Origin of the sequence: Streptococcus sp. HMSC36C04 (assembly GCF_001839535.1) — a bacterium.
Classification (GTDB): Bacteria; Bacillota; Bacilli; order Lactobacillales; family Streptococcaceae; genus Streptococcus; species Streptococcus hominis.
In genome coordinates this window covers 21024-47938 of sequence record NZ_KV841597.1, presented here as the reverse complement: position 1 = coordinate 47938, position 26915 = coordinate 21024, and the positions used below count along the sequence as shown (strand labels likewise).

Annotated in this window: 31 protein-coding genes; 2 read left to right on the top strand and 29 right to left on the bottom strand. The window is 38.8% G+C overall.

Annotated features, from left to right (window positions below):
• Positions 1 to 401 precede the first annotated feature (401 nt).
• The 15 genes from HMPREF3249_RS05495 to HMPREF3249_RS05425 all read right to left on the bottom strand — a co-directional run bounded on the left by HMPREF3249_RS05495 (position 402) and on the right by HMPREF3249_RS05425 (position 10668).
• A complete protein-coding gene (locus HMPREF3249_RS05495; protein WP_049534620.1) occupies positions 402 to 887 on the bottom strand; it encodes an acyl-CoA thioesterase in 486 nt (161 codons plus the stop codon).
• Between the two features lie 347 nt (positions 888 to 1234).
• A complete protein-coding gene (gene yidD / locus HMPREF3249_RS05490) occupies positions 1235 to 1489 on the bottom strand; it encodes a membrane protein insertion efficiency factor YidD (protein ID WP_049534622.1) in 255 nt (84 codons plus the stop codon).
• A complete protein-coding gene (locus HMPREF3249_RS05485; RefSeq protein WP_049534625.1) occupies positions 1489 to 2214 on the bottom strand; it encodes a pseudouridine synthase in 726 nt (241 codons plus the stop codon). The genes yidD and HMPREF3249_RS05485 overlap by 1 nt, the downstream gene beginning before the upstream one ends.
• Positions 2201 to 2767 (bottom strand): SMC-Scp complex subunit ScpB, encoded by a 567-nt coding sequence (gene scpB / locus HMPREF3249_RS05480; protein WP_049534628.1) that lies wholly within the window; start codon positions 2765 to 2767, stop codon positions 2201 to 2203. Before scpB ends, HMPREF3249_RS05485 begins: the two co-directional genes overlap by 14 nt.
• The gene (locus HMPREF3249_RS05475) at positions 2760 to 3470 is read right to left on the bottom strand and encodes a segregation/condensation protein A (protein WP_049534630.1); all 711 of its coding nucleotides are present in this window, start codon (positions 3468 to 3470) and stop codon (positions 2760 to 2762) included. The genes scpB and HMPREF3249_RS05475 overlap by 8 nt, the downstream gene beginning before the upstream one ends.
• Positions 3470 to 4201 (bottom strand): site-specific tyrosine recombinase XerD, encoded by a 732-nt coding sequence (gene xerD / locus HMPREF3249_RS05470; protein WP_070867512.1) that lies wholly within the window; start codon positions 4199 to 4201, stop codon positions 3470 to 3472. The genes HMPREF3249_RS05475 and xerD overlap by 1 nt, the downstream gene beginning before the upstream one ends.
• Positions 4198 to 4659 (bottom strand): cyclic-di-AMP-binding protein CbpB, encoded by a 462-nt coding sequence (gene cbpB / locus HMPREF3249_RS05465; protein WP_018543705.1) that lies wholly within the window; start codon positions 4657 to 4659, stop codon positions 4198 to 4200. The genes xerD and cbpB overlap by 4 nt, the downstream gene beginning before the upstream one ends.
• Positions 4656 to 5177, bottom strand: coding sequence for a metallophosphoesterase (locus HMPREF3249_RS05460; protein ID WP_003068159.1), 522 nt, complete (start codon positions 5175 to 5177; stop codon positions 4656 to 4658). Before HMPREF3249_RS05460 ends, cbpB begins: the two co-directional genes overlap by 4 nt.
• The gene (locus HMPREF3249_RS05455; protein ID WP_059221009.1) at positions 5153 to 6139 is read right to left on the bottom strand and encodes a nucleoside-triphosphate diphosphatase; all 987 of its coding nucleotides are present in this window, start codon (positions 6137 to 6139) and stop codon (positions 5153 to 5155) included. The genes HMPREF3249_RS05460 and HMPREF3249_RS05455 overlap by 25 nt, the downstream gene beginning before the upstream one ends.
• Positions 6136 to 6930 (bottom strand): glutamate racemase, encoded by a 795-nt coding sequence (gene racE, locus HMPREF3249_RS05450; RefSeq protein WP_059221012.1) that lies wholly within the window; start codon positions 6928 to 6930, stop codon positions 6136 to 6138. Before racE ends, HMPREF3249_RS05455 begins: the two co-directional genes overlap by 4 nt.
• A gap of 93 nt (positions 6931 to 7023) precedes the next feature.
• Complete coding sequence (locus HMPREF3249_RS05445; protein ID WP_003023631.1) at positions 7024 to 7272, bottom strand: YneF family protein; 249 nt, start codon at positions 7270 to 7272, stop codon at positions 7024 to 7026.
• A 54-nt stretch (positions 7273 to 7326) separates the two neighbouring features.
• Positions 7327 to 8577 (bottom strand): diaminopimelate decarboxylase, encoded by a 1251-nt coding sequence (locus HMPREF3249_RS05440; protein WP_022525073.1) that lies wholly within the window; start codon positions 8575 to 8577, stop codon positions 7327 to 7329.
• Positions 8578 to 8681: 104 nt separating this feature from the next.
• A complete protein-coding gene (locus HMPREF3249_RS05435; RefSeq protein ID WP_003029961.1) occupies positions 8682 to 9365 on the bottom strand; it encodes a Bax inhibitor-1/YccA family protein in 684 nt (227 codons plus the stop codon).
• A 25-nt stretch (positions 9366 to 9390) separates the two neighbouring features.
• Complete coding sequence (locus HMPREF3249_RS05430; protein WP_003041470.1) at positions 9391 to 9882, bottom strand: HDIG domain-containing metalloprotein; 492 nt, start codon at positions 9880 to 9882, stop codon at positions 9391 to 9393.
• Positions 9883 to 9927: 45 nt separating this feature from the next.
• Positions 9928 to 10668 carry a TrmH family RNA methyltransferase gene (locus HMPREF3249_RS05425; protein ID WP_059221013.1) on the bottom strand — a complete coding sequence of 247 codons (741 nt, stop codon included), beginning with the start codon at positions 10666 to 10668 and terminating at the stop codon, positions 9928 to 9930.
• A gap of 31 nt (positions 10669 to 10699) precedes the next feature.
• Here HMPREF3249_RS05425 and HMPREF3249_RS05420 point away from each other — a divergent pair, with 31 nt between their 5' ends.
• Positions 10700 to 10978 carry an acylphosphatase gene (locus tag HMPREF3249_RS05420; RefSeq protein WP_003023619.1) on the top strand — a complete coding sequence of 93 codons (279 nt, stop codon included), beginning with the start codon at positions 10700 to 10702 and terminating at the stop codon, positions 10976 to 10978.
• 79 nt (positions 10979 to 11057) lie between these two features.
• Complete coding sequence (gene yidC / locus HMPREF3249_RS05415; protein ID WP_049534638.1) at positions 11058 to 11975, top strand: membrane protein insertase YidC; 918 nt, start codon at positions 11058 to 11060, stop codon at positions 11973 to 11975.
• 73 nt (positions 11976 to 12048) lie between these two features.
• Here the strand turns inward: yidC and HMPREF3249_RS05410 are convergent, their stop codons facing one another.
• From HMPREF3249_RS05410 to nrdR, 14 genes are all read right to left on the bottom strand, one after another.
• Entirely contained in the window at positions 12049 to 12513 is a 465-nt protein-coding gene (locus HMPREF3249_RS05410) for an 8-oxo-dGTP diphosphatase (RefSeq protein ID WP_003029953.1), read from the bottom strand.
• Between the two features lie 79 nt (positions 12514 to 12592).
• Positions 12593 to 13075, bottom strand: coding sequence for a transcription elongation factor GreA (greA, locus tag HMPREF3249_RS05405; protein ID WP_003029952.1), 483 nt, complete (start codon positions 13073 to 13075; stop codon positions 12593 to 12595).
• A gap of 452 nt (positions 13076 to 13527) precedes the next feature.
• Positions 13528 to 15132 carry an endolytic transglycosylase MltG gene (gene mltG, locus HMPREF3249_RS05395; RefSeq protein WP_022525074.1) on the bottom strand — a complete coding sequence of 535 codons (1605 nt, stop codon included), beginning with the start codon at positions 15130 to 15132 and terminating at the stop codon, positions 13528 to 13530.
• Between the two features lie 98 nt (positions 15133 to 15230).
• On the bottom strand, positions 15231 to 15740 hold the full coding sequence (locus tag HMPREF3249_RS05390) for a GNAT family N-acetyltransferase (protein ID WP_003029948.1): 510 nt from the start codon (positions 15738 to 15740) through the stop codon (positions 15231 to 15233).
• Positions 15737 to 16270: a GNAT family N-acetyltransferase gene (locus HMPREF3249_RS05385; protein ID WP_003029947.1), complete on the bottom strand. Its 534-nt coding sequence runs from the start codon at positions 16268 to 16270 to the stop codon at positions 15737 to 15739. Before HMPREF3249_RS05385 ends, HMPREF3249_RS05390 begins: the two co-directional genes overlap by 4 nt.
• Complete coding sequence (gene murC, locus HMPREF3249_RS05380) at positions 16260 to 17591, bottom strand: UDP-N-acetylmuramate--L-alanine ligase (RefSeq protein WP_003029946.1); 1332 nt, start codon at positions 17589 to 17591, stop codon at positions 16260 to 16262. Before murC ends, HMPREF3249_RS05385 begins: the two co-directional genes overlap by 11 nt.
• Before the next feature lie 81 nt (positions 17592 to 17672).
• Positions 17673 to 18317, bottom strand: a complete 645-nt coding sequence (locus tag HMPREF3249_RS05375; protein WP_003029945.1) for a divisome accessory protein ZapJ — start codon at positions 18315 to 18317, stop codon at positions 17673 to 17675.
• Positions 18318 to 18357: 40 nt separating this feature from the next.
• Positions 18358 to 21468, bottom strand: a complete 3111-nt coding sequence (locus HMPREF3249_RS05370) for a pilus expression-regulating Snf2 family helicase (protein WP_003029944.1) — start codon at positions 21466 to 21468, stop codon at positions 18358 to 18360.
• 80 nt (positions 21469 to 21548) lie between these two features.
• Positions 21549 to 21887 carry a hypothetical protein gene (locus HMPREF3249_RS05365; protein WP_180363196.1) on the bottom strand — a complete coding sequence of 113 codons (339 nt, stop codon included), beginning with the start codon at positions 21885 to 21887 and terminating at the stop codon, positions 21549 to 21551.
• Positions 21888 to 21975: 88 nt separating this feature from the next.
• A complete protein-coding gene (gene der, locus HMPREF3249_RS05360) occupies positions 21976 to 23286 on the bottom strand; it encodes a ribosome biogenesis GTPase Der (RefSeq protein WP_003029941.1) in 1311 nt (436 codons plus the stop codon).
• 338 nt (positions 23287 to 23624) lie between these two features.
• A complete protein-coding gene (locus HMPREF3249_RS05355) occupies positions 23625 to 24338 on the bottom strand; it encodes a nitroreductase family protein (RefSeq protein ID WP_059221016.1) in 714 nt (237 codons plus the stop codon).
• The gene (gene dnaI, locus HMPREF3249_RS05350) at positions 24335 to 25234 is read right to left on the bottom strand and encodes a primosomal protein DnaI (protein ID WP_003029939.1); all 900 of its coding nucleotides are present in this window, start codon (positions 25232 to 25234) and stop codon (positions 24335 to 24337) included. Before dnaI ends, HMPREF3249_RS05355 begins: the two co-directional genes overlap by 4 nt.
• Complete coding sequence (locus HMPREF3249_RS05345; protein WP_049534649.1) at positions 25235 to 26383, bottom strand: DNA helicase; 1149 nt, start codon at positions 26381 to 26383, stop codon at positions 25235 to 25237.
• Positions 26384 to 26857, bottom strand: coding sequence for a transcriptional regulator NrdR (gene nrdR / locus HMPREF3249_RS05340; RefSeq protein ID WP_003029936.1), 474 nt, complete (start codon positions 26855 to 26857; stop codon positions 26384 to 26386).
• Positions 26858 to 26915: the final 58 nt, after the last annotated feature.

Below are 26915 nucleotides of genomic sequence, written 5' to 3'. Positions count from 1 at the left end.
AAACTATTCAAATAATTAAAAAAATTTTAAATAGATGAAACCTAAATAAATTCCATGATTTTGCTACACTTGCTTAAAAGACTATGTGAGCCAATATAAAGTCTTCATTAGGTGTGTAATCCTAGTGAGATATTTGTGATTAGTAGTTTATTATGTTTATCGCAAAAAGCAACAATAACCCTTACTCATTTTCCACTGAGATTAGTATACTATCTACTTCTTATCAGATAAGCTATGATGATTCTATTTAAACACAAAAAGAATATTAGAGACAAACTAACATTCCATAATTTTTCACTCTGATTATATTATAGAGAAAGCATTTTTCACTTTTTTAAAATTTACCGTATAGGAACTAAATGAAACAACAATTTAGTATATAGTCTCATCTTCGAAACATACTACATGTTATCTTTCACTGCGACTGCTACCATTCTAGCTTTGGCACGAACCTGACCCGCTACTGTCATCTCCATTGCCACAATGGCTTTTCTTTGGCCTAGTTCTTCAAGTCGAGAGATGACCGTAATTTCCTCATCAATGGGCGTTGGACTTTTATAATCTATTTCCAAGCGAGCTGTGATAAATCGTCCAATGACCGTTTCTTCTGTCAAATCTAAGCCCTTATTTTGATGAGCAAACCAGGCTGCTGAAGCGGTACCATGACAGTCAAAAATCATGGCAATCATACCGCCAAATAGATTAGCTGGAACACCACCGGTATACTGTTGAGCTGGTGTTATCTTGCTAATACAACTAGTTCCGTTTAAACTAGGATAAGTTTTTAAATGCAAGCCTGACTCATTCTTAGAACCACATCCCCAACAATGCTGGAATCGCTCACCATAAGTATCTTGAATAGCAATATTTCTTGTTTCCAAAACCATTTGTTCTCCTTTTTAAAATTAATTTTACAAGCGCTTTCATGATTATTATATCAGTCTTTAAATGAAGAGTAAATACGAAGTAGATTCAAGATATTTTAATCGTTCGTCTAAGCTTACTTTATAGAAAATATAGTTAGATTTCACACAACGAATGCCTTTAAAACTTTTCAATTTTCATTGAGTATGAGATGAACAGGCAACAAAAGGCCAGCGAGAAATACAAAAAACGAGCAATTTTGATTTTCTGTTAGTTAGAATATCAAAATTGTTCGTTTTTCTTATTTGTACTATTAAGTTATAGTATTTTATAAAGAATCTCTGGTTGCCCCTTTTATAGAGGAAGCGTCTCAACCTCTTTCTTTGTCTTCTGCATAGTTACGCTTCAAGCTAAATACATCCGGCACAGGATCATCTCCTCCTTCTGCCCAAGGATGACAACGCAAAATACGTGCTGTTCCCATTAAGACACCTTTAGCACCGTACTTTTCAATCGCTTGAATCATATAATTTGAACAAGTCGGCTGATAGCGACAAGAAGGTGGAAAGGCTGGCGAGATAAACTTTTGATAAAGACGCACTGGTGCAATAAGGATTTTTTTCATCATTTTTTCTTCGTCACAGCTAGGTTATGTAACTGGCTGACCTCTTTTTTATTGAGACGGCGAGCTTCACCTGGACGAAGTCCCGTTAAATTCAAATGACCGAATTGCGTACGAGAAAGTTTATCTACTTGCAAACCAACCGCTTCAAACATCTTTTTCACTTGATGATTTCGTCCTTCATGAATGGTCAACTGGACAACCGAACGATTCTTAATCGGGTCTACTTTCAGAATTTCATAAACCGCTGGTTTGGTTTTTTTGCCGTCAACTTCCACACCTTTTGTCAAGGGACGGAGAACTTCTTTATCAGCCACCCCCTTGACACGAGCTACATAGACCTTATCAATTTCATTTCTAGGATGAATCATCTCATCTGTAAAATCGCCATCATTTGTCAAAATCAAAACACCCGACGTATCCCAATCAAGTCGACCAACTGGATAGATTCTCTCTGTGACATTTGGCAACAAATCAACCACCGTTGGACGACCTTTGTCATCTGTCACGCTAGAAATGACACCGCGAGGCTTGTTTAAGAGATAATACACTTTTTCTTCATTGTAAATCGGCTGACCACTGACCTCAACACGATCACCTGACTTAATCGTCGTTGCCAACTCACGAACAACTTGTCCATTCACAGTGACAAGCCCTTGTTTTATCAACTCTTCTGCCTTTCTACGGCTTGCAATCCCAGAATGGGCAATATATTTATTGATTCTCATCCTCTATCCTTTCGGTAAATAGCTGACTTTCTTCTGCTATTAACTCTGTTTCTTCTACTATTGGCAATTCTTCTAAGCTATTGATTCCCATATAATCCAAAAAATAATCCGTTGTCACATAAAGATTTGGGTGCCCTAGCACTTCTTTTTTTCCATTTTCACGAATCAAGTCAAATATCTGCAACTTTGAAATCGCACCACTAGAATTGACTCCACGAATCTCATCCACTTCCACTCTCGTAATGGGCTGCTTATAAGCAATAATGGATAAGGTTTCCAAGGCAGCCCTTGATAAACTTTGATTGATAGGGGCTTTTGAATATTCCCGCAACAATTCAGCGAAATCTTGCTTGGTAACAATTTTATAAGTATTCGACGTCTCTAACAAGGCAAGACTCGAATCTTCATCTTTTTGATACTTTTCTGCCAATTTCTCCAAGCTCTGTGTCACACCTGTCGGAGGTATAGAGAGGAGCTCTGCTATTTGACGGACCCGCAAGCCGTCTTCGCCCGCTACAAAGAGCAGGGCTTCAATCTCTGCTAACTTACTCATTTCTTTTTCCTATTAGATAAATATTCCCAAAATTTTCTTCTTGCATTACTTGGATTTCTTGGACTTTTACTAGTTCCAATGTCGCTAAAAATAAGGTAATCACTTCATTCATATCTTTTGTTTCTGAAAAAATGGCTTGCAGAGCAATTTCTTCTTGAGAATAACAGCGCTCACGTATCACATCCATCATGTCTTCGATTTTATATTCATCTTTGACAATCGTTGTATGACTTTGGGCAAATTCTTCTCTTTTTTGCGTCATCAATTTAGAAAAAGCCAAAAACAAATCAATCGTTGTCTTATCATGGAGCAATGTTGCATCTTCATACACCAATTCAATTTTAGGTTTAGAGTAATAAAGAGCTCGTTCTTCATGTTGCTCCGCCATTTTCTCACCTAATAATTTGAATTTCCGATATTCCTCAATTTGAGAAAGCAAATCTTGCTCCAAATCTTCTTCAGCTTCTAAGCTATCAGCTACTTTTGGCAAGAGTTTTCGGCTTTTAATCAACATGAGCTGACTTGCCATAACCATGTATTCTCCCGTCACTTCTAACTTCATTGCTTGAAGAGTCGCCACATAAGCCAAATATTGCTCAATGACCTCTGTAATCGGCACATCATAGATATCCATTTGATATCTTGACACCAAATGAAGCAATAAGTCCAATGGGCCTTCAAAATCTTTAATTTTTATGTCCATTATCTGTATTTTTCTAATGTCATCATTGTTTTCAAGCCTAAATTGCGCGCAATTTCATACAATTCAACACCTTGCTCTCGCTGACGTAAAATATATTGCTCTCGCAAACTCTGAGCTGATAAAGTAGCTTGATTTTTTTCAATCAAAAAAGCTTCTAATTGACGAAAGCCCCATTGGCGCGAATAGCTTTTCCCATTCTTTTCTAACAAATAAGTTCCTTCCAGAGTTGTTTCCAGTTCTCCAATCAACTGGTCTGGAATGGGCACAATACGCTTTTGACCTGCTTTCTCAATGCGAATAATCTGAAAATCCAGATTGACATCTGCTACTTTCAACTGTAAAATTTCGCTTGGTAAAAGCCCTATTTCTAAAATGAGAAGCGCAATCAAGCGACCGTTGTATTGATTTGTATCTGCATAAAAATCAGACAAATCCAAAATTTCCGCATCGTGTTCTTTCGGAATACCAACTTTTGGCAACTCCAAACGATAAAAGTCTGAAATCAACCGTTGCTTGTATAAATAATGCAAAAATTGATTGATAGCAGATAGTTTTCGTTTCTGAACAGATGGTTTGAAGTCAGCGATAGAAGCTTGGTAAATCCGCAGATTGGTCTCTGTAATTTTTGCATGGGTCACATCTACGAATTGCTCCAAATCATAAAAATAAGCTGTTTTTGAATTCTCAGATAAATTTTTTCCTTCTAAAAAGGTTGTTATTTCTTCTTTCATTTTGGATGAATCTCGTATTCATTCGCAAAACTATGCAAAAGAGCATTAACTGCTTTTAGGATAGATTTACGTGTAATAATTCCTTGAAATGTATTGTCCCGATCAACAACTGGCAAGAAGGACTCATCTACTAACTTATGCAGCACTTCTGTCAATGTAAAATCTGGACCAACTGTCAAATCATCTTTTTTTGCCATGTGCACAATATCGGTTGTCATAAACTCCTCGTCAGGAATTTCGTGCTGCATCTGATAAGACAAGATATCTGTCAGCGAAATGGTGCCAACAAACTTTTTCTGATCTGTCACCACGGGTACTCGTGAGTAGGTCATCTGACTTAACAACAAAATAGCATGATCAGCATTGTGAGTATCAATCAAAACAGCCAAGTTTTCTGCCGGTGTTAAAAAAGTATCTTCTTGCTGTAAGAGAAAATTTTCAAATTCTTTGGCAATCATCGAGTAAACTCCTTTGATAGGCGAGAATACAGTTCGTGTTGACGCGTATAGTAGTTCACTTGAAATGCATCATCACTAATCTCTACCTTAGCATAAAGTCGCTCATTGATAACACCACGCGGTTGACTGATAGAGCCGGGATTTAAAAAGAGTGTTTTTCCTTCCATCCACGCATCTGGAATATGTAAATGCCCATATAAACAAATATCCGCATCTACCTCTTGTGCCCATAAATCCAATTTTTGAAAACCAAAGTTGATATGCTGAAGGTGACCATGAGTTTGTGCAATAACGGTACCATTTAAATCCGTCACCAAACGATCTGGATAGCCACCATAGAAATCCATGTTCCCTGCTACAACGTAAATTCCTTGCCACACTTCGTCATCACTTGGCAGCTCAGAATCACCATTATGAAAAATAGCATCTACTTTTCCGAGATAATAGGTCTTTATCTCTTCTACAATAGCACGATCTCCATGAGAATCACTCATTACGATGATGGTTTGTTTTGCCATGTTGGAAATACCTCCACTAATTTTTGAACTGCTTGAGCTCGATGTGATTGAGCGTTTTTTTCTTCCATTGTTAATTCTGCAGATGTTTTGCCTGTTTCACCTACTAAAAATAAAGGATCATAGCCAAATCCATTTTCACCTTTCGGCTCAAAATTGATATAGCCTGGCCAGTCAGCCTCTATGACCAGACTTTCTTTGTCAGGACTTGCCACTACCAGAGTGGTATGAAACTGTGCAGAGCGATCTTTCAAGTCGAAAACCATTGCTAATTCATGTAGCAATTTTGCATTGTTTTCTAAGTCTGTTGCATCATTTCCAGCAAAACGAGCAGACCAAACTCCAGGAAGACCACCTAGTGCATCCACTTTTAAGCCTGAGTCATCCGCCAATACCATTTTGCCAGTCAGCTTAGAAATGGTCTCTGCTTTCAAACGAGCATTTTCTTCAAAAGTCATCCCAGTTTCTGCGACCTCTGGTAAATCAGGATAGTCATTCAAATTTTCAATCTGATAGCCTAATTTTTCAAAGATTCTGCGGAATTCAGCGGTCTTTCCCTCATTACGAGTAGCAATTAAAATCGTATCTCCTACTGTCAAACCTGACAATTCTTGTTGAGAAAAGAAAACATTTAATTTGACACCTTTTTCAGGTAAGTGCACTAAAACTAATTGTCCCTTTTCCGTAATCAGAATAGCACCTTTATGAAATTGCGCCTGAAACTGTGAATCTTGGTTCTCGTTAATCATTTGCAAGACAAATTGAACAAAAGACATCATGGAGTTATATTGAATCACTGCAACAGAAAAAGACTGCTCTTCAACTACTAATTGACGGAGCTCTTCTTCCATGCGACTGAGTTCTTCCGAATCAACATCCTTAAAATGGAAAGTTCTGCCACGAGAAGACCATTCTCCAACATACCAATCTTGGGTATCTTTATACTCATAAATTTTGCTACTCATAAGGTCACATGCTCCACATTTATTTCTTTGTTTAACCACGTTTCTGCAATTTCAGCAAAACTTTTTGCATTTGCTGTGGTAAAAAAGCGGTGTTGAGGAAGTTCTCCTTCTCTGCTGTGATTGATTTCAAAATAATTGAGCAAAACAGAAATGTCCCGCACGCATTCTGCTCCACTATCAATCAGTTTCACTGTTGGTCCCATTACATTTTGAATGATTGGTTTTAGTAAAGGATAATGCGTACAGCCTAGCACTAAAGTATCTACCTTGCCTTTTAACGGCATCAAGCTCTCATAGACCACTTTTTTCGTAATGCTAGACGACAGCTCGTTAGACTCTACCAGTGGGACAAACTTGGGACAAGAAAGACTTGTCACCTCCACTTCCGGTAAGAGACGTTCGATTTTTTGCCGATAAATATCTGATTGAATCGTCATTGGCGTTCCAATAATGCCAATCGTCCCATGTTGAGAGGCTTTAATTGCTGCACTAGCTCCCGGTAAAATCACTCCCAAAACTGGAATATCCAATTTTTCTTTGATTTCTTCCCAAACCACAGCAGTAGCTGTATTACAGGCAAGAACAATCATTTTGACATTTTTAGTTAAGAGAAATTGCACTAATTGCCATGTATACTCACGAATCTGCTCTGCAGGTCGAGGACCATAAGGCGCACGCGCAGAATCACCGATATAAATCACTTCCTCATGTGGAAGCTGCCGCATCAGCTCGCGAACAACTGTCAAACCGCCCACGCCTGAGTCTAAAAAACCAATTGGTCGATTATCCATAAGTTCTTCTTTCTAAAGAAGGGACTGGGTGCAAGTCCCAAATCCCCATTCATTTATCTCTTTAAAAATCAAATTTTATACTGTTTTAACAGCTTATTTTTTCTTTTTAGCATTTTCAAGTGCTGCTTTTTGTTGATTTTTAATTTGACGATACACTTGTTGTACCTTTGCTTCATTTGGCTTTTGTCCATTTGCAGATAGCATTGTACGAACCGCATCAATATTCAAACGTGGATTGTCTGCAAATTCTTTTTCAATTTGTTTGCGGACAAGGTACATTCCAGCGAGCATACCACCAAAGAAAGCCAGAATAATCAACAAAATAGCTAATAGTAAATTCATAAATATGTAATCCTCTTTTCCCTTTTTACATCTTCTTATTATATCAAAAATTGTCTATTTTTCAAAATCAAAGCCATACAAAGTTGCGAAGTAATCCTCCGGTATTTCAGCACGCCGAATCATTCGTACACCACCGTCTTCTTCTAGCAAAATCTCAGCTGAACGAAGTTTAGCGTTATACTGATAGCCCATTGAAAAACCATGTGCTCCTGTATCGTGAATCACCAAAGTATCTCCAATATTGGTAATCGGAAGTTCGCGCTGAATGGCAAATTTATCATTGTTTTCGCAAAGACTGCCGACCACATCCACTATTTCTGTCGGTCCATCTGGATGATCCATATTTGTAATATGGTGATAAGCGCCATACATAGCCGGGCGCAGCAGATTCACTGCCGAAGCATCTACACCAATGTAAGTGCGGTAAGTCTTCTTTTTATGCAATACTTTCGTCACCAATAATCCATGAGGGGCCAGCATAAAACGTCCCAGTTCCGTAAAAATTTTAACCTTTCCTAAACCTGCAGGTGTTAAAATTTCCTCATAAACTCGGCGAACTCCTTGCCCAATCGCTAAAATGTCATTTGCTTTTTCTTCTGGACGGTAAGGAACGCCTACTCCGCCTGAAAGATTGATAAAATCCAAGTCCACATTGGTCTCAGCCACAATCTCAACGGCTAATTCAAATAGCTGACGGGCTAATTCAGGATAATAATGATTCGTAACAGTGTTAGAAGCCAATAAGGCATGAATCCCAAATTTTTTAACGCCCAACTTTTTTAAATCTTTAAATGCTTGGATGAGTTGTTCTTTAGTCATCCCGAATTTGGCTTCTTCTGGAGAATCCATAATATCTGTTCCCAATTCAAATACACCGCCTGGGTTATAGCGGCAAGAAATGATTTCTGGAATGCTCGCCACTTCCTGTAAAAATGCAACATCTTCATAAGCATCAAGATTGATAGTAGCTCCCAATTCACGCGCAAATTGTATTTCTTCTGCGGGTGTATCATTGGACGAAAACATCATGTCATTTCCTGAAAAGCCTACTTTTTGGCTCATCAAAAGTTCTACATAGCTGGCGCAATCTACTCCACAACCTTCTTCTTTCAAGATTTTCAAAATAGTCGGATTCGGAGTTGCTTTCACTGCAAAATACTCTTTAAATCCTTGATTCCAAGAAAAGGCTTTCTGAAGCGCACGAGCTGTCTCACGAATTCCTTTCTCATCATATAAATGAAATGGAGTTGGAAATTGAGTTGTGATTTCAGCTAACTTTTCGCGACTAAGAAATGGTTCTTTCATAGCAAGTCTCATACTTTCTTTTCATTTGCTTTATTATATCATAAAAGAAGAATCCACAGCCATAAAAAAGAAGCTGGAACTATTCCAACTTCTAATTCTTACTTTTAATTATCTCTTCCAAAAATGCGAAGAATGCTGAGGAACAGATTGATAAAATCAAGATAAAGGCTTAAGGCGAGTGAAACTGCCCAACCAGCCGCTACATTTCCTCCTGATTGCTCATAGACATAGCGGATTCTTTGATTATCCCAAGCAATCAATCCAGAGAAGATAATCACACTAATAATGCTAATGATGAAATCTAGTCCAGAACTTCTAAGGAAAATATTCACCAAACTAGCGATGATAACTCCAATCAGACCTGCAATAAAGGCTCTACCCAAGCCAGAAAGATCTTTTTTGGTAAATTTCCCAATCAATGCCATAGCAAAAAACATCGCTGAAGAAGTAACGAAGGCTGCTAAAACCGTTGCTTGTGTGTAAAGAGCCAATACTAAACTAATCGTAAAGCCATTTAAAGCCGAATAAACTAGAAAAGTTGGCAATGCAGCTGGATTGTTTTTGGCAGACATCCCTGAAGCTACCCAGACAAGAACCAACTCAGCAAAAATAGCTAAGTAAAAAATCCAACTATTCGCCATTATTACTGAATAAATCACATCTTGAAATATTGTTAACATCAAAGCCGAGACAAGGGCAGAAATGCCAATACCCATACCGACTAATGAATAAACTTTAGCGTAAAAACTATTGATACCACTATTTTCTTGAATAACTGTATTGTTCATAAGTTCCCTCCTTTATTATGATATGTTACGATTTTAACATTTTTCGATGAAAAAGTCTTCTTTTAGCAATTCTTTTCCGAACTGGCGCCATGGCTTCCTTGATTGCCCAGTATTTATCCACCATAGTGACAATATAGCCTTCTTTATACCGTGGCGGCGCCAATGTTGCTCCCCACATGTGTTTGATAATGATGTCTTCTTCTACTTTATTTAAATTGGTTACTTTCCGTGCATTTCGCACTGCTAAGCGAGGGTGTACCCAAGCATGGCTTTTATTAAATTTCGTTTCCCGCCAATCATAATAAAACATATCGTGCAGAAGTCCACCACGTGCGGTACTTTTTGCATCCCAACCTAATTTTTTCGCAATTTTATAACTCGTATAACTAACATGAATCGAATGCTCCAAGCGATTGGAATAAATATGGTGTGTTATGGTTTTTAATTTCTGGACGCGTGGTTGAGCAATCAATTGTCCAACATGCTCCATATACTCTTTATCTTCTTTATAAAGCATAGAACCACCTCCATGTGCTTCTAATTATAAATACATTTCTAAATTTTAGCTTAAAGCGAAGATGAGAATGCCTGCTGCCACGGCGACATTTAAACTCTCAGCTCGTCCTTTCATCGAAATATGAATGAGGTTATCAGCTGCTTCTGCCATTTCATGACTAATACCCTGTCCTTCATTTCCCAACACAAGAGCAAAATCCGACAGTGGTGCTAACTCTCGATAATCCATCGAATCTTTTGAAAGCGTCGTTGCTAATATCGGTAATTGTACTTGTTTAGCAAGCTCAAGAAAATCTGCTGTTTTTACTCGGTAAACAGGCAAATGAAAATGACTGCCCTGCATGGAGCGTAGGGTTTTAAGATTGTAAATATCTGCCGAATGCTGCGAAATAAACACTCCATCATAACCAGCTGCATCAGCCGTTCGGATAATCGTTCCTACATTTCCGGGATCCTGCACATCTTCTAAAAAGAGATATTTCCCTTTGAGAAATGAAGGAATCGTCGCTTCCTCAAAAGCAAGCTCTGCTACAATTCCCTGCGGTGTTTTGGAATCAGCTAAATCCGCCAAAATTTCTGCCGTCACTACATAAACTTGAGGAAAATCCTGCACTCTGTCAACAAATTCTTCTAAAACAAAGATATGCCTAATTTTAGCTTGTGCATTGACTGCTTCTTCAAATAAATGCCAGCCCTCAATTAAGTATGAGTCTTTTCGATATTTTTTTTGAAGTAATTTTTTAGTATTTTTTACCACATTATTCGCTTTTGAGGTTATAATATTCATAGAACTATTATATCACAAAAAGGAGGTTCACATGCAAAAAGTAAGAATGATTGCACAAGGTCGCGTGCAAGGAGTTGGCTTTCGTTGGGGTGTTTACACACTTGCCACAGAAATTGGCGGTATCACAGGGCGTGTCTGGAATAATGAAGATGGTACCGTAGAGATTTTGGCGCAAGCAGAAAACTCTGCCCTTATGGCAAAATTTATCCAAGAAATCCGCAAAGGGCCAACGCCATTTTCAAAAGTCAACTATTTAGATGTTACAATGACGAATTTTGAATCCTATTCAGATTTTAAAATTGCAAATTAAGTCCTAAGAACTATTGTATATTTAGGAAAAAAACAGTAGAATAGAAAGGTATTATTTTTTAGAAAAAGGAAACAAACACGTGAAAAAATTAAATCGTATTTTATTCTCAGGATTAGGGTTATCTATGCTTCTGCTGCTCTCAGGATGTGTGCAAGTAAAAGATGGTAAGCCTGCTGGGTTTGTCTGGGATATCATTGGAAGACCAATGAGCCTTGCCATTCAGTATTTTGCTAATAACATGGGGCTAGGTTTTGGTGTTGCTATTATCATTGTTACCCTGATTGTGCGGCTGATCATTTTGCCACTAGGACTTTATCAATCATGGAAAGCAACTTATCAATCTGAAAAGATGAACTACTTGAAGCCTATTTTTGAGCCTATCCAAGAACGTATGAAAAATGCTGAAACACAAGAAGAAAAGCTTGCTGCTCAGCAAGCACTCATGGCTGCTCAAAAAGAAAATGGTGTCAATATGCTCGGAGGTATCGGATGCCTTCCTCTCCTGATTCAATTACCATTTTTCTCTGCCCTCTATTTCTCTGCTCAATACACTGAAGGAGTGGCTAAGAGTGTATTCCTAGGAATTCCACTCGGAAAAGCCAGCATTCTCCTTACTGTTATCGTCGGAGTTTTGTATTTTATTCAATCTGCTTTGACCCTTGTCGGCGTTGATGAGGTTCAAAAAGAGCAAATGAAGAAAATGATGTACATGAGCCCGCTCATGATTGTCATCTTCTCGTTCACAGCTCCTGCAGGTGTCACACTTTACTGGGTAGTCGGTGGTTTCATTATGATCATTCAACAATTGATTATCAATCATTACATCCGTCCTCAGCTCAGAAAACGCGTAGCTGAAGAATACAAAAATAATCCACCTAAAGCCATTAAAAATTCTGGTCGTAAAAAAGATGTGACACCTCAAGCACAGGCCGTTATTGAAAATAGAAAACAAAATAAAAAGAAAAATCGTAACGCTGGAAAACAACGTTCAAGATAAGCAAAAAAGCTGGAACAATCATTCCAGCTTTTTGCTTGCCGTTCAATTTAAATGTTCTCATTCAAAAATAAACTTACCAAAATTCGCGAACAAAATCATTTTCTAAACGTTCACTATAAAACAATTCTGACAACGATTTGTCATCAAAAATACGTAGCAAATTTTTTAAATCATAAGCCAATTCGAGAGTGTCCAACTCTTCACGCGCCACCCACCTAACTTCACCTTCTTCTGATGAACGGAGATGTCCTGAAAATTCATTTGTGCGATAAAGAAAAACCAGATAACGAATTCCTTCTGCCGTGTACCAATGTTTCATACCAACCAGTCTAGGATGATGGATTGTTAGTCCCGTTTCTTCATAAATTTCACGCACAACTGCTTGGTGGAGGCTCTCCTTTTCTTCTATATGTCCGCCGGGTAAGGCTGCTCCTGACCAAGAATACATCTTGGGATCACGAATCTGCATGACAATGCGATTTTGATTATCTTCAATCAGACACATATTGGTTAAAATTACTTGAGACTTACGAGCCATATTTCTCTCCTCTATGTTTTGCAGAGACAACCCCCGTGGTACTATTACAATCACGGGGGCTCATCTTACTCATTTTTAATTATGCCGTTTTTTCGACTTTTAGGATTTTTACATCATAACTGCCAACAGGTGTTTCAACTGTAGCTGTATCGCCTGTTTTCTTGCCAATTAGAGCTTGTCCAATAGGACTTTCATTAGAAACTTTTCCTGCAAAAGCATCTGCTCCTGCTGCACCAACAATCATATAGACTTCTTCGTCCGTTTCGCCAACTTCTTGAATTGTAACAGTCTTACCAATAGCGACTTCATCTTGCGCCACTGCATCGCTATTTACAATTTCAGCATAGCGAATCTTGGTTTCCAGACTTGAGATTTGGCCTTCAACAAAAGCCTGCTCATCTTTGGCTGCTTCATACTCACTGTTTTCTGATAAGTCTCCATAAGAGCGAGCAATTTTAATACGTTCTACCACTTCTGGACGGCGAACTAATTTTAATTCTTCTAATTCTTTTTCAAGTTTTTCCTTTTCTTCAAGGGTCATGGGATAAGTTTTTTCTGCCATTATTTTTTCTTCTTTCTATTTTTAAAATAAAGAGGGAGTGGGACAGAACTCATCTTGAAAATTTTAGTTCCTAGTCTCACCCCCGCAGGGTTGCTCAACAGTCTGGAAGACTGTTGAGGTGGTGGATAAAGAAAACAAATTTTTTGTCAAAAGTGTTCTTCCGAACTTGAAAAGCAAACAGCTTTGAGATTTGCTTTACAAGTTCTATCCGCCACCTCAAAGCAATGCTTTGAGCAATCAGTAGCTGCGTCGTTGGTTTATTATAACTATATACTTTATACTTTGAAGCTGGAAACTTTCGTCCCAGCTTCTTTTTAATATTCGCTTGCTTTGCAAGGTGCATTCTTCATCTAGTCTAAAATACACTTGTAGCAATCTTTTTAGACTTATACATCATTGCTCAGAAGTAGAACAAAATCAAGTTTTAAAAGTTACGATTTTGTCCCGCTTTTTTAACTTGAACTACTTGATTGTGTCAATTTACTATTAACATGTTCTTGAACATTTTTTTCATGTTCTTCATAGGTATTTGCGAAATAAACATTTCCTGTTTCTGTATTAGCTACAAAGTAAAGATAATCCGTTTTAGCTGGATTAACAGTCGCTTCAATAGCAGAAAGACTAGGATTGTCTACAGGACCAGGCATTAAACCGGTATTTTTATAAACATTATAAGGCGAATCAATATTAGTATCAATCGCAGCGTCTTCTGCTAAGGTTGTCTTTTGACCAAGCTTCCCTTGAGCATACAAAATTGCAATATTACTTTGCAACGGCATGTTTTGATTTAAACGATTGTAAAAGACACTTGCAATGTTCTTTCGATCTTGATCTCTTGAACCCTCTTTTTCAACCAAGGACGCAATTGTCAAAACATCGTGCACAGTCAAGTTCTTTGAGGCTAAAACATCATAATATTGCGACATGGTGTTATCCATTGCTGCTAACATTTGGTCAATGAGCGTTTCAGCAGTTATGCTGTCGGTCACATTGTAAGTAGCAGGGAAAAGATAGCCTTCTAAGCGATACTTAACACCGCTCTCTTTTTTAGCTAAATTGCCTAATAAATTTGGATATTTTGCAACTTCCTGAGTGATAAAATTATCATCTTGCACTTTCTTTAAGAACGTATCCGAAGACAATTTACTTTTCTTCAACTTCGCAATCGTTTTTGCAATTTGGTCAATCGTATATCCTTCGGGAATGGTTAATTTTTCCATTGAGGGATCCTGCGGAGTGTCCGTTCCACCTTGCTGTAGCTTTTTAGCAATCGTATCCAAACTCATGCTCTTTTGCAGATTATAATAACCCGATTGAAAATCTGCATAGTTATTAAACTTAGCATAATAGCTAAAAATCTGAGCATTTTTGATCAAACCAGCTTTTTCCAAGACCGTTCCAATTGCTTTGGTGCTCGATCCAGTCGGAATCTTAACCGTCACATACTTTGTATTTTTCGCATCAACTGGTTGTAAAGCTGATGTAACATAGCGATAAGCAAAGAAACCAGTTAAACCAATCCCTAAAAGTAGCAAAATTAAGACCGTTTTGACGATTTTTCCGGCAATTTTGTTTTGACGCTTCTTCGTGTTAATCGTTTGAGCAGTCCGATTTGAACGAGAAAGTTTCTTTGTGTCTTGCTCTGTTCCGTAAACTGCAGGTTGAACCAATTCTTCCGGAGCTTTACTTTCTTCAACCGCTTGATTGGTTGGATAAGAAACAGGAACTTTCGTTGTATGAGTATTAAACTCTTTCTCTTCCCTAGCTGCCGTTTCGGCTTCTATTTGTTCAACGGTTGGAAGGGGACTTTCTAAAGGAGCTAGCTCTGGTTCGCCACTTTCTTCTTTTTGAACTTTTGGTATATCCGTTTCAGAAGCAGTTGTTTCCTCCTCTTCCTGTGCAGAAGGAAGCACAAATTGACCCAAACCTAACTTTTCCTGCAAGTTATTAGATTCTTCTACAGGTTTTGGTTGTTCAGTTCCCTTTGCTTTTGCCAAGTCGCGCAGAATCTGCTCTTTAAAACTCAGCCCTTCTTTTTCTTGTGAATCTTCAGCCAAATAGTTGACCTCCTTGTTCAATATCCCTACTATTATATCTTAAAAGGTAAATAAAAGCAATAAGAGAATGCCTTTCTTTCAAGCATTCTACAGAATAATCAATTCTTTTCTCCACTATTGGGAGTTTTCCAAAGCATATCATACCAAACTTCACCTGCATAGGTAGATTGGGATACACCCTCATTGATAAAACCATGTTTTTCATAGTAAGCTACCAAATAATCATGACAGGTTAAGTTGATCCCCAAACGCTGGTCGCGAACAGCAATATCCTTCATTGCATTTAACAAACTTCGACCTAACCCCATATTTTGAGCATTTTTAGCAATAGATAAACTGGTCAACGAAATATAATGGTCTGTCAAATGACTATAATCTTCTACCTCAGAAGTAAAGGATTGGTCTACTAAATGGCGCTCAGGACGAACAGGTCCTTCAAGGTAGCCTAAAATCTGACCGTCTCGTTCAGCGACTAAGAAACTGGTTGTTAGTTTTTGGATATGGGCTTCTAAAATATCTCTACTCAGAGCTTCTTCTGGTCCAAAATTTTCCCATTCAATAGTTGTAATAGCATCCAAATCTGCTAAATTTGCCTGTCTAATCTTCATTGTTCCTCCTTAAAATATGGATTTTCCCAAACAAGTTCATATAAAATAGCATGGCTATCTGCCCTTTCAGAAATTCCTTCGTTTATGAAAGCATTCATTTCGTAGTAAGAAATCAACTCATCTGAACAAACCAGCTGAAGACCTTTCTGATTTCGTGCGACAGCTATTTCTTTGCAAGCAGCTAAAAGCAAAGTTCCCAGCCCTTGACCTTTAAACTCTGGATGAATGGACAAGCGCTGAATCGTCATAAAATCAGAATCTTGCTGCTGTTTTGACGAATTATCTATCATTTCATTTGTCAAATGACGTGAAAAAACGGCTGACCCTACAATGTAGCCAGCTATTTTCTCATTTAATTCTGCTATTAAAAAGTTCGTTTGACCCTGTTCAATCCATTTTTGGAGCGTTTCTGCACCAGCTGCTTCTGTGGAGAAATTCGCCTCCTCAATCGCAACGATTGTCTCCCAATCTTCCGAAGCAGCTTCTCGAAGGGTAACTTGTGTGACTTGTGGTATTAGATTACTGGACATTGCTTGTCAAATTAGATAGCAAACGTTCAAAAGAATATTCATAAGTCTGAATATCCCCAGCTCCCATGAAAACATAAACAGCATTTGGGTGTTCTAACAATGGCGAAACATTGTCAACAGTAATAATTTCTGCCTTTTTGATAATTTTTTCAGCCAAATCTTCTACTTTGACATCTCCATGATCCACTTCGCGTGCAGAACCATAAATCTGTGCTAAATACACTGCATCCGCTTGATTCAAGGCTTCGGCAAATTCGTCCAAAAGTGCAATGGTTCTAGTAAAAGTATGTGGTTGGAAAATCGCAACAATTTCTTTACTTGGATATTTCTGGCGAGCTGCATCTAAAGTTGCAATGATTTCAGTAGGGTGATGAGCAAAGTCATCAATAATTGTCGTTCCATTGACCATTTTTTCAGTGAAGCGACGTTTCACACCACCAAAAGTGACTAAATGCTCCCGAACTAAATTCAAATCAAATCCAGCGGTGTATAACAAACCAATGACTGCTGTTGCATTCATAATATTATGACGACCAAAGCTAGGAATCTTAAATTCTCCTAATTCTTCGCCATGGAAAGAGACTTTAAAGCTAGAGCCTGTCGTAGAACGGAGTAAGTCATGAGCGATAAAGTCATTGCCTTCCTTAAAGCCATAGTAATAAATAGGAGCGTTAGCTGTGACTCGGCGCAATTCTTTGTCTTCACCGTAAACAAATAACCCTTTGCTAACTTGCTTAGCATAATCATTAAAAGCATTGAAAACATCTTCTAAGCTGGTGAAATAATCTGGGTGGTCGAAGTCAATATTCGTGATAATTGAATATTCAGGATGATAAGGCATGAAATGACGTTCATATTCATCTGCTTCAAATGCAAAGTATTTCGCATTTGCAGAGCCGCGCCCCGTCCCGTCACCAATCAGATAACTGGTATCCGTAATGTTTGACAAAACGTGTGCTAACATACCCGTCGTTGATGTCTTTCCGTGTGCACCTGCCACTCCCATGCTGACAAAATCGCGCATGAAGGTTCCAAGGAATTCATGGTAGCGCTTATAAGTAATTCCATTTGCATCGGCATAGGCAATTTCAATATTATTATCCGGACGGAAAGCATTTCCCGCAATGACTTCTACATCTGCTTGAAGATTTTTTTCATCAAAAGGTAGGATTTTAATCCCTGCTTGTTCTAAGCCACGTTGTGTAAAATAATATTTCTCCACATCGCTTCCCTGAACGTGATGTCCCATTTGATGTAGCATCAATGCTAAGGCACTCATCCCAGAGCCTTTAATCCCGATAAAATGATAGGTTTTTGTCATAATTTCTCCTTAAATGCTAAGAGCGTTAAATTTAGTGAAACCAAGTTCACACAAAAATATTTGGCTCTTGTCAACGTTCGATTATTTTTCTTCCAGCCGTGTTAAATTTAGTTCTTGCGCTATCCGACGCTCTCTTTGGCTTTGCAATTCTTTTTTATTGTAAATTTGACTTGTCTTTAAAAAGTCATAATTATTTTTAGCTTTTTTGGGCAATTCATTTGGTTGATGTACAGAAGGCTCCGTCCTGATATCTGCTAAAATATATTGATCCTGTTTCAAATTCCGACTGTATTTTGCCAGTTCACTACCATTTTCCTTTTGGAAAAATGCTGTTGGTTGATGTGAAATAGCTGTGTTACCATTCATAACGGCAGGATAGGAGCGCTTTTTAGCAGTAAAATCCGATGTCAAATAAGCTGCCGAACGTTTCTTTTTCAAATCCGCTCTGGCTTCTTCTCTAGCCAATTCTGCATAACTTTTTGAAGCAGACTTTTTGGCTTTGACAGATTGAACAACTGAAGTCGCTTGGTAAGACTTTGCCTGTCCTTCTTTTACTTGACTGTCTGCAATTTTCTTTACAATTGGTTCCCATTCTAAATAATTTTTATCGACATAGTCACCATTAATATTGCTGATAAGATCGCTTTCATCATAAAGGTTCATACGCGGCATTTCTGATAGCATGACTTCATCGTCAGAAATCAACGGAAAAGTTTTTTCTTTCATGAGCACATTCCTTTCAACACTTCATTATAAACTATTGATGCTATTTTTCAAGTGTTTCTGGAGAAATTCCTAGAATTTCTCGTATTTCAGCAACGGTTAGGCTGCTGCGCGACTCCGTTCCGTCTAGGATAGTTGACACGAGATGGCGCTTGCTTTCTTGCAATTCTTGAATTTTTTCTTCAATCGTGCCTCGCGTAATCAGGCGGTAGACTTCTACATTTCTTTCTTGTCCCATACGGTGAGCTCGGCCAATTGCCTGAGACTCTACTGCTGGATTCCACCAAAGGTCAACTAGAATAACGGTATCTGCACCTGTCAGGTTTAAGCCAACACCGCCAGCTTTTAGGGAGATTAGAAAGGCGTCTCCTTCCCCATTGTTGAAAGCATTTGTCATCTCTTGACGTTCTTTTGCTGGCGTGGAGCCTGTAATTTTAAACGTCTCTATTTTCATCTTTTTCAATTCTTTTTCGATAATATCGAGCATGCCTCGGAATTGAGAAAAAATGAGCACACGGTGGCTTCCTGTCTGAATCTGCTCTAATAGTTCCATCAAGCTTTCTAGTTTGCCACTCTCGCCATGATAATCTTCCATAAAGAGCGCTGGTGTATCACAGATTTGTCGTAAACGCATCAAGCCAGATAAGATTTCCATTTTGCTGCGATTGAGTTCTTCCTCTGTAGAAGTCAGCACGCGCTCCCGCATTTGTTTTAGCTGCGCTAGGTAGATAGCCTTTTGACTATCTGCTAACTCATTGCGATAAGACACTTCGATAAGATCTGGCAATTCTTGCAAGACATCTTCTTTCTTTCGCCGCATGACAAATGGTTTGATAAAACGAGCGACAGTTTCTGCAGGCAATTTCAAAAAGTTCTTTTTGCTAGGTAATAATCCTGGCAAAACAATTTGAAAAATAGACCATAATTCGCCGAGATTATTTTCAATCGGCGTTCCAGAAAGAGCAAAGGTATTTTTGACCTCAAAATTTCGTAAATGATGAGCAATCTTGGTCTGTGCATTTTTCATGACCTGCGCTTCATCTAAAAAGAGATAATCGAAGTTCAATTGACTATATTCTTCAACATCTTGACGGAAGGAAGCATAACTTGTAATCATCACCTGATGACCTTCTGCAATCAAGTTATCTCTGACTGGTTTTAATCCATAAATGACCGCTACATCCATTTCTGGTGCAAATTTCGCAAACTCATCCAGCCAATTGTAAATCAAACTAGACGGAGCCAAAATCAAAACATTGATCTCTTTTTTTAGCTGACTACTTAAAAAGGCAATGGTTTGAAGGGTTTTTCCCAACCCCATATCATCTGCTAAAATACCACCAAATCCGTAACGATGAAGCATAGACATCCATTTGACACCCGTTTCTTGGTAATCACGCAAAGTTGCTTCCACTTTTAATGTAGGTAGCGCAAACTCCTCTGGATGCGTCAAATCAAAGGCTAAATGGCGAAACTCCTCTGAAAAACTAACTTTTTCTTGGTCTTTAAACAATTCAGATAGCTGATAAGCAGCAATCTTCTGCGTTTGGAAAATGCCGTCTTTTCCTTTTTTAGCTCGTAAATCCTGTAAGGTTTTTCTGACTCTTTTTGTTTCTTCATCAAAAACGAGCACCTTACCAGAGCGACTAATGAAATAATCATTAGCCGAAAAAAGAGCTTCTAACGCATCGTCCACTTCTGTCTGGTCAATACTTGTAAAGTCAAACCCGATATCCAACAAGCCACCATTTGTCTGAACAGAAACTGCTGGTCTTTCCACTTGGTACAAGGCTGTCAGGTTTTCTGCCACAGATACCTTTCCCAAGCGTCTAAAATGAGGCAGAGCCACTGTGAAAAAGGAGTAGATTTCTTGTGGTTGCAATGGCGGACGGGTGCTTGTGAAATCTGCTTCAAAACCAGCAGACAGAGCTTGTTGAAAAACCTTTTGTTCTAACTGGAAATCGCTGGCAAATGGCAATTCTTCCAACTCAAGACGAGTATCCACAACACAATTTCCATAGTCAAACTGGATTTTGAGACGAATTTCCTGAGTATCCAATAATTCGAAATCAAACAGCGGAGTAAAAGTATGAATCACCAAACTTTCTGGTGCTTGAATAGAACCGACTTTACCAAATTCTAATAGTCCTGAAGCCAGTTTGGCTTGATCGCTTGTATCAAATTGAAGGCGTTTTTTGCGATCGGCATCCACAGGTAATTCTCGAATCACCTGAATCATCCGCTTTTGTTGCTCCGTCAGTTGATAAAAATGATCTCCATAAAAAATAAAGTCACCACCATATAAGATTTTATAATTTTGCTCTGTAATGATGAGCTCAAAATAATCCGAATTTTCCTCTACTGTAAAATCATAGATGCCTACTTCAGCATGCAAATCTTGAAAAAAAACTTTGTCATAGTCATAAAGACTGTATTCTAAGCGGAAATGCGGCAAATTCATGAGTCGATTTACGCCTTCTTCAAACAGACTAGACGGAAAATAAAGATGTCTAGCTGCATTTGGCAAGATAAAAGAAGCATCTTGATCTTGCTGATAAGAAACAAGTCCTCGTAAAAACTGAATCACCTCTTGGCTAGCTTCATCGAAAGCGGCTAATTGCATTTTTTCATAATAGTGCTTGCCGATTTGATAATAATCGCCTTTTTCAACAATCTTTAAAAAAGCACGAATATCCCGGATAACATAGGAGCGCTCATCTGGTAAACGACTGATACGCAAGGTCCACAAAAATTGTCCTGTATAGTCATCTTCTTGCCCGACAGCAGACAGTTCATAGCGAACGGCTACATCTTCTGTCTGGAGGATTTTATCCAAGAAGAGACTGCCAAATGAGACCTTCGTTTGAGTTTCTTCTGAAGTTGTCTGCTCCTCTTCTAGATTTGCCAAAACGACTTTCCCTTCAGGATCATTTTTTAGAAAATATTCTAAGCCTGCTAGATGAGCACAGTATTTCTTTTTTTGAAAAAAATCACAGGCGCAAAAAATGGCTTCATCATCCAAGCTATATCGCAGATTGTGATTCTCCACTCGGCTGTAAATCATCTGATCTTTCACTTTGAGAATTTCAATTTTCCCTGCTTCGTAAAGAGCAATTCCTTCTGTCCGAATCTTCCCAGGAATCAATTTTGCCATAAGTACCACCTTTATTTTATCTATTCATTATACCATATTTTCAGTATAAAGAAAAAAAGCAAGGTTCGCCTCGCTTTCTTTTAGAAAATATCCTTGTTGAGCTTTTTATAGTGCTTAGTGCGTGCAATCAACACTTTCATAAAACCGACTAGCAATATTGTATTTCCTATTACTAAGAATACTAAAAGGAGCCAAATTCCCAGTAAAAGTATAGAGAATTTTGTTATCATAAGCCAAATGACTCCCAATGTTATAGCAGCCAAGAAAAGATGTGCAATTCCTACAACTATCAGACTAAAAAGTGATAACCAATAGCGAAAACCAAACGGTTTGTACTTTCTATCATCATAGTGAATATTCACATAAGCTGCACTTGCAATTCCAATGAGCACCACTTTAGCAATATTTATCCAATTCATATTTCTTTCTCACATAAGCACATTAGATTATCTTGTACTGTACCACTTCTACTATTTTTATGTTCATCCTTGTTTAGCTAGCTCCGCCCTACTTCCGCTTTCTGGCAATGAGATGAATTGGTGTCCCTTCAAATACGAAAGCCTTGCGGATTTGATTTTCTAGGAAACGCATATAAGAAAAGTGCATGAGCTCTTCTTCATTGACAAAGATGACAAAGGTTGGCGGTTTGGTCGCAACTTGTGTCGCATAGAAGATTTTCAGCCGTTTGCCTTTGTCAGTCGGTGTTGGATTGATTGCAATGGCATCCATGATGACATCATTGAGTACTGCAGACGGTATGCGGGTATTTTGGCTTTGACTAATTCTCTTAATCATGTCTGGTAATTGATGCAAACGTTGCTTAGTCAGAGCTGATACAAAGACAATCGGTGCATAAGAGAGATACTGAAATTGGTCGCGAATATCGGCTTCCCAATTTTGCATGGTCTTATTATCCTTTTCCAGCGTATCCCACTTGTTAACAACGATAATAATTCCTTTACCTGCTTCATGAGCAAAACCAGCAATCCGCTTATCATACTCGCGAATCCCCTCTTCAGCATTGAGCACCATGAGTACTACATCGGAACGGTCAATGGCTCGCATAGCTCGCATAACAGAATACTTCTCTGTATTTTCATAGACCTTGCCTGACTTGCGCATACCTGCTGTATCAATCATGGTAAATTCTTGCCCCTCATTGTCCGTAAAGACCGTATCAATCGCATCACGAGTAGTACCAGCCACAGGACTAGCAATCACACGGTCTTCTCCCAGAATCGCATTGATTAGGCTAGACTTGCCGACATTGGGACGACCAATAAGGCTGAATTTAATCATGTCTGGATTTTCAACGGCTTCTTCATTAGGGAGATTTTCAACAATGGCATCTAAAATATCCCCCGTACCAATCCCATGAACGGAAGAAACAGGATAAGGGTCACCCAAGCCAAGAGCATAAAAATCAAAAATTTCACTACGCATCTCTGGGTTATCTACTTTATTAACCGCTAGAATAATCGGCTTGTGGGTCTTGTAGAGCATACGAGCCACATATTCATCCGCATCTGTAATACCTTCTTTTCCAGACACCACAAAAACGATGATATCAGCCTCATCCATAGCAATCTCTGCTTGGTGCTTGATTTGTTCCATAAAAGGCGCATCTACGTCATCAATCCCGCCCGTATCAATCATGCTAAACTTGCGATTCAGCCACTCAGCCGTTGCATAAATACGGTCTCTGGTTACTCCTTCAACATCCTCAACAATCGAAATCCGCTCCCCAGCAATCCGATTAAAAAATGTCGATTTGCCGACATTAGGACGGCCGACAATGGCAATGGTTGGTAAAGCCATAGTGTTCCTCTTTCTATTCCAAGAAGCTGGGACAAAATGCTCAGCTTCACTTGTTTATGTAGTTATAATTACAGGACGCAGCGGTTTGGAGAAACTCTGTTGACTTTAGTCAATTTAGAATTTTCCATGCACAATTGATTAGCACCTTAGTGCCAATCAATCACTGCTAAGTGGGGGCTAATGTGCTGATAAATCAGCTTTTACAACTCTTTTGACGTCAAGTTTCACTTGACTATTTCCAACTTCGAAAGATTCCCCAAACCTTTCGAGCTGTGCGGGGTGAACCAACAAAATCGAATTGCTTCGAAATGACTGTTTTTTGTCTCACTGCCTTTACTTTATAATAATTTCTTATCTTGTAATAGATTCTGGCTAGCAGGATTGGGCTTTTGAGCAAATTGATTCGTCAACCGCTCGCTCCATGTATCAGTTGCTCGATCTCCAGCATAGTCTGCCTGAATCTGATCATAAGCCTGAATAACAGACGCACCCTGTTCTTGATAATCTTCCTCAAAAACGACTGTTTCATACGGCAGGCGTGGTTTAACAGCATGGTGCTGAGCTGGCTTTCCCAAAGCCATTCCAAAAATAGGATACGTATAATCTGGTAAATTAAACAGCTCTGCTATTTCCCTAGAAGCATAGCGAATCAAGCCAATGATGACCCCGCCATATCCCAGACTTTCAGCCGCCAAAAGAGTATTCTGCGCGACCAGACTAGCGTCAACAGAACTAATCAGAAGATTCTCCACTCCTTGTGGGTAAAAGGCATTTGTGTGAAGTCGCACACCTTTCTCAGCTCGACTGAGGTCTCCGATAAAAAGAAGAAAAACGGACGACTGACGAATAGCCTCCTGAGGCACCAAATCAAACAAGGCTGCTTTCTTTTCCTGACTACGAACAACGATAATCGAATAAGACTGGAAATTCTTCCAGCTGGAGGCTGCTCGACCAGCATCAATAATCGCTTTCAAATCCTCATCTGAAATCTGCTCCTCTGTAAAACGACGAACAGAAGTATGTTTTTTCATCAAATCAATCGTTTCATTCATCGGCGATTTTCTCCTTCCAGACGAACTTCCTCTGCTAAAAATTTTATTCTTTCCATGACTCGACGAGCCTGCCAAGTTTCATCTCCGTTTTTGGATGTCGCAAAATGCCGTTCCAAATCCGCAAAATTAAAATTCGATGTAAAGAAAGTTGGCAAATTTTCCTGCATCCGGTGCTGCAAAATAACCTGCAAAATCTCATCTCGCATCCACGGACTTGATTGCTCCGCACCAATATCATCCAAAATCAATACTTGCGCTACTTTTACTTCATCAATCTTTTCCTTAACTAGACCGGAAGAAATAGCATTCTTTACATCCAAAACAAAACTAGGATAATGAAGTAATGTCGTAGAAACACTACGTTTTTCCGACAAATCATGTGCCAAAGCCGCCATCATGTAACTTTTCCCTACGCCAAAATCACCATAAAGGTAAATCGCTTTTTTGTAGTTTGGATAATCTGCCACAAAATTCGTCAGCAATTCAAAAGCCTTGTAACGACCAACATCGTCCAAATCCACTTTTGCCAAACTAGCTTCCTTGAGACTAGCAGGAAGACTAATCAAGTTTAAACGTGCATTGATAGTTGCCTGTTTCTGCGCTTCAACTAATTCTGGAGTTTCTTCATAAGAAACATCCGCATAACCCTCATTTTTCACCAAGATTGGCTTATAGCCCTTAGCAATATACGCTTCATCTCCCAGTAAGAATCGATTGCGTTCAGAAATATACTGATTAAACTTAGAAATGCTTCGTTTGATTTCAGCAGGTGTTAATCGCTCAGACTGGATAAAAGCCACTACATCTGGATCGGCGACGATTTGCTTCACCAACTCTTCATAGTTAAATTGACGAGCTTGTTTCCTATGCGCCATCGTTTGTCCAACACTCTCCATCTAGTCACCTCCTTGGTCTAATTTCGCTAAAAGTTTTCTCTTTTGCTCCTCTAGCTCAGCCTGCTTTTCAACACTTGTTTCATTCTTATAGTCAGGATTGCTCCAGTCGGGAACATTGCTCTTTGAAGTAGCCGTCTGATTTGCTTTTTTGCTTGGTTGTTGATTTCGCTCACGAATTCGCAAAACTGCCTCTTCTGCTGATGTCACTTCTTGATATGAAAAATCATTTGCTACTTTCAAAGCGTATTTTTCATTGAGATTAGCCGAATCCACTTTGTTAAAAGTCAACAGCAAAATCACATTAATCACTTCATCTAACAGTCCCAAATTTGCCAATTCTTGCAAACACTGACGTTCTCCTCGTGTGATTGTCGCATGCTTAGTTTTTTTGATTTCTGCTAAAAACTGCATGGCTGACTTACTCTTAGCCTCTCGAATAATCGTTTGTTCAGCGTTAGAAAATCCGCTTGCAGCAGGCTTTTGATTTAATTTTTGCTTCATTCGCTTGGTTGAAATCACATGACCGACAGCCGTCTCCTTAGCCAACAAGTAGGTCTCATACCAAGTCCAATTTTGTTGCTCTGAAATAGCAAAAAGTACCAGCAAATCTTCTTTTTCGTTTTCAAAACGCAAGTTTTCTCGCGCCATCAATTGTTTAAAGTAATCCAAGTCAAAATGATTCTGTTTTGATTGCGTCTCTGCCTTTGCATCTTCCACTTGAAAAATCTCTGACAGCTTCACATCTTTCTTCTCACCATTTGGGTGACTAGGTAACAAAGCCTCTACCGCAGCTTCACCAATCTTCTTTTCTAGCAGGCGCTTGTAAACAGGATTGCTTAAAAATTCACCAGACGATAGTGTGGGCTGCAAATAGACCTGAAAATGATTCTCCGTATGATAAAGCTCTACTAACTGCATAGCAGACAACATTTCTAAACTTTTTTGCAAGGCATTCATCCCCAGATTGAGATGATTCAAAATGTGCCCAAAGGTGTAAGATGATTTCCCGTTGTCCCAAAAAGCAAGCAAATACTGATAGATAGAGGTCGCTTCAAGCCCTAAAATTGGCAAATACAGACGAATCAAATTGGTGCTGTCCTGGCTAATCAGATTATTCTTCACAAAAGAAAATTGATCATTCGGTTTCATCTATTGTTCCTTTTTCTTTTTCGCTGTTTTTGTAATCTGTTTCAAGAGGTTTTCCAGCTCGCTCACATCTTTAAAGCTACGATAAACACTAGCAAAACGAACATAAGTAATTTCATCTAAATCCGCTAACTCTTCCATTACTAAACCACCGATATACTCGCTTGCGATCTCGTTTTCATTGCTGCTGCGCACTTTTTGCTCAATTCTGCTGACAATTTCCTCAATCTCATCACTAGAAACAGGACGTTTTTGCGCCGAACGAATGATTCCATTAAAGATCTTGTCTCTTGAAAATTGTTCCCGCGTGCCATCTTTTTTAACGACAACGAGCGTCCGTTCTTCTACACGTTCATAAGTCGTAAAGCGATACTGACATTCATCACACTCACGACGACGACGAATTGTATTACCATCTTCTGCTTGCCGACTGTCAATAACACTTGATTTACTACCACCACACTTAGGACAACGCATCTGCTTCCCTCCTGAATTCTTAATACTTCATTATACCATGTTTTAAGAAATAACAAAA

Excerpts from the sequence above, each read along its gene's own strand:
- HMPREF3249_RS05460 (WP_003068159.1), bottom strand. The coding sequence starts at position 5,177 with ATGGCAAAACAAACCATCATCGTAATGAGTGATTCTCATGGAGATCGT.
- HMPREF3249_RS05440 (WP_022525073.1), bottom strand. The coding sequence starts at position 8,577 with ATGAAAGAACCATTTCTTAGTCGCGAAAAGTTAGCTGAAATCACAACT.
- HMPREF3249_RS05435 (WP_003029961.1), bottom strand. The coding sequence starts at position 9,365 with ATGAACAATACAGTTATTCAAGAAAATAGTGGTATCAATAGTTTTTAC.
- cbpB (WP_018543705.1), bottom strand. The coding sequence starts at position 4,659 with ATGATTGCCAAAGAATTTGAAAATTTTCTCTTACAGCAAGAAGATACT.
- HMPREF3249_RS05475 (WP_049534630.1), bottom strand. The coding sequence starts at position 3,470 with ATGGACATAAAAATTAAAGATTTTGAAGGCCCATTGGACTTATTGCTT.
- HMPREF3249_RS05410 (WP_003029953.1), bottom strand. The coding sequence starts at position 12,513 with ATGGCTCGTAAGTCTCAAGTAATTTTAACCAATATGTGTCTGATTGAA.
- HMPREF3249_RS05485 (WP_049534625.1), bottom strand. The coding sequence starts at position 2,214 with ATGAGAATCAATAAATATATTGCCCATTCTGGGATTGCAAGCCGTAGA.
- HMPREF3249_RS05420 (WP_003023619.1), top strand. The coding sequence starts at position 10,700 with ATGCAAAAAGTAAGAATGATTGCACAAGGTCGCGTGCAAGGAGTTGGC.
- xerD (WP_070867512.1), bottom strand. The coding sequence starts at position 4,201 with ATGAAAGAAGAAATAACAACCTTTTTAGAAGGAAAAAATTTATCTGAG.
- der (WP_003029941.1), bottom strand. The coding sequence starts at position 23,286 with ATGGCTTTACCAACCATTGCCATTGTCGGCCGTCCTAATGTCGGCAAA.
- HMPREF3249_RS05455 (WP_059221009.1), bottom strand. The coding sequence starts at position 6,139 with ATGAGTAGCAAAATTTATGAGTATAAAGATACCCAAGATTGGTATGTT.
- HMPREF3249_RS05445 (WP_003023631.1), bottom strand. The coding sequence starts at position 7,272 with ATGAATTTACTATTAGCTATTTTGTTGATTATTCTGGCTTTCTTTGGT.
- dnaI (WP_003029939.1), bottom strand. The coding sequence starts at position 25,234 with ATGGAGAGTGTTGGACAAACGATGGCGCATAGGAAACAAGCTCGTCAA.
- HMPREF3249_RS05370 (WP_003029944.1), bottom strand. The coding sequence starts at position 21,468 with ATGGCAAAATTGATTCCTGGGAAGATTCGGACAGAAGGAATTGCTCTT.
- murC (WP_003029946.1), bottom strand. The coding sequence starts at position 17,591 with ATGACAAAAACCTATCATTTTATCGGGATTAAAGGCTCTGGGATGAGT.
- scpB (WP_049534628.1), bottom strand. The coding sequence starts at position 2,767 with ATGAGTAAGTTAGCAGAGATTGAAGCCCTGCTCTTTGTAGCGGGCGAA.
- HMPREF3249_RS05365 (WP_180363196.1), bottom strand. The coding sequence starts at position 21,887 with ATGAATTGGATAAATATTGCTAAAGTGGTGCTCATTGGAATTGCAAGT.
- HMPREF3249_RS05375 (WP_003029945.1), bottom strand. The coding sequence starts at position 18,317 with ATGAAAGAAAAAACTTTTCCGTTGATTTCTGACGATGAAGTCATGCTA.
- HMPREF3249_RS05430 (WP_003041470.1), bottom strand. The coding sequence starts at position 9,882 with ATGCTTTATAAAGAAGATAAAGAGTATATGGAGCATGTTGGACAATTG.
- HMPREF3249_RS05425 (WP_059221013.1), bottom strand. The coding sequence starts at position 10,668 with ATGAATATTATAACCTCAAAAGCGAATAATGTGGTAAAAAATACTAAA.
- HMPREF3249_RS05385 (WP_003029947.1), bottom strand. The coding sequence starts at position 16,270 with ATGTCCAGTAATCTAATACCACAAGTCACACAAGTTACCCTTCGAGAA.
- HMPREF3249_RS05345 (WP_049534649.1), bottom strand. The coding sequence starts at position 26,383 with ATGAAACCGAATGATCAATTTTCTTTTGTGAAGAATAATCTGATTAGC.
- HMPREF3249_RS05390 (WP_003029948.1), bottom strand. The coding sequence starts at position 15,740 with ATGAAGATTAGACAGGCAAATTTAGCAGATTTGGATGCTATTACAACT.
- HMPREF3249_RS05355 (WP_059221016.1), bottom strand. The coding sequence starts at position 24,338 with ATGAATGAAACGATTGATTTGATGAAAAAACATACTTCTGTTCGTCGT.
- nrdR (WP_003029936.1), bottom strand. The coding sequence starts at position 26,857 with ATGCGTTGTCCTAAGTGTGGTGGTAGTAAATCAAGTGTTATTGACAGT.
- yidD (WP_049534622.1), bottom strand. The coding sequence starts at position 1,489 with ATGAAAAAAATCCTTATTGCACCAGTGCGTCTTTATCAAAAGTTTATC.
- racE (WP_059221012.1), bottom strand. The coding sequence starts at position 6,930 with ATGGATAATCGACCAATTGGTTTTTTAGACTCAGGCGTGGGCGGTTTG.
- HMPREF3249_RS05495 (WP_049534620.1), bottom strand. The coding sequence starts at position 887 with ATGGTTTTGGAAACAAGAAATATTGCTATTCAAGATACTTATGGTGAG.
- greA (WP_003029952.1), bottom strand. The coding sequence starts at position 13,075 with ATGGCAGAAAAAACTTATCCCATGACCCTTGAAGAAAAGGAAAAACTT.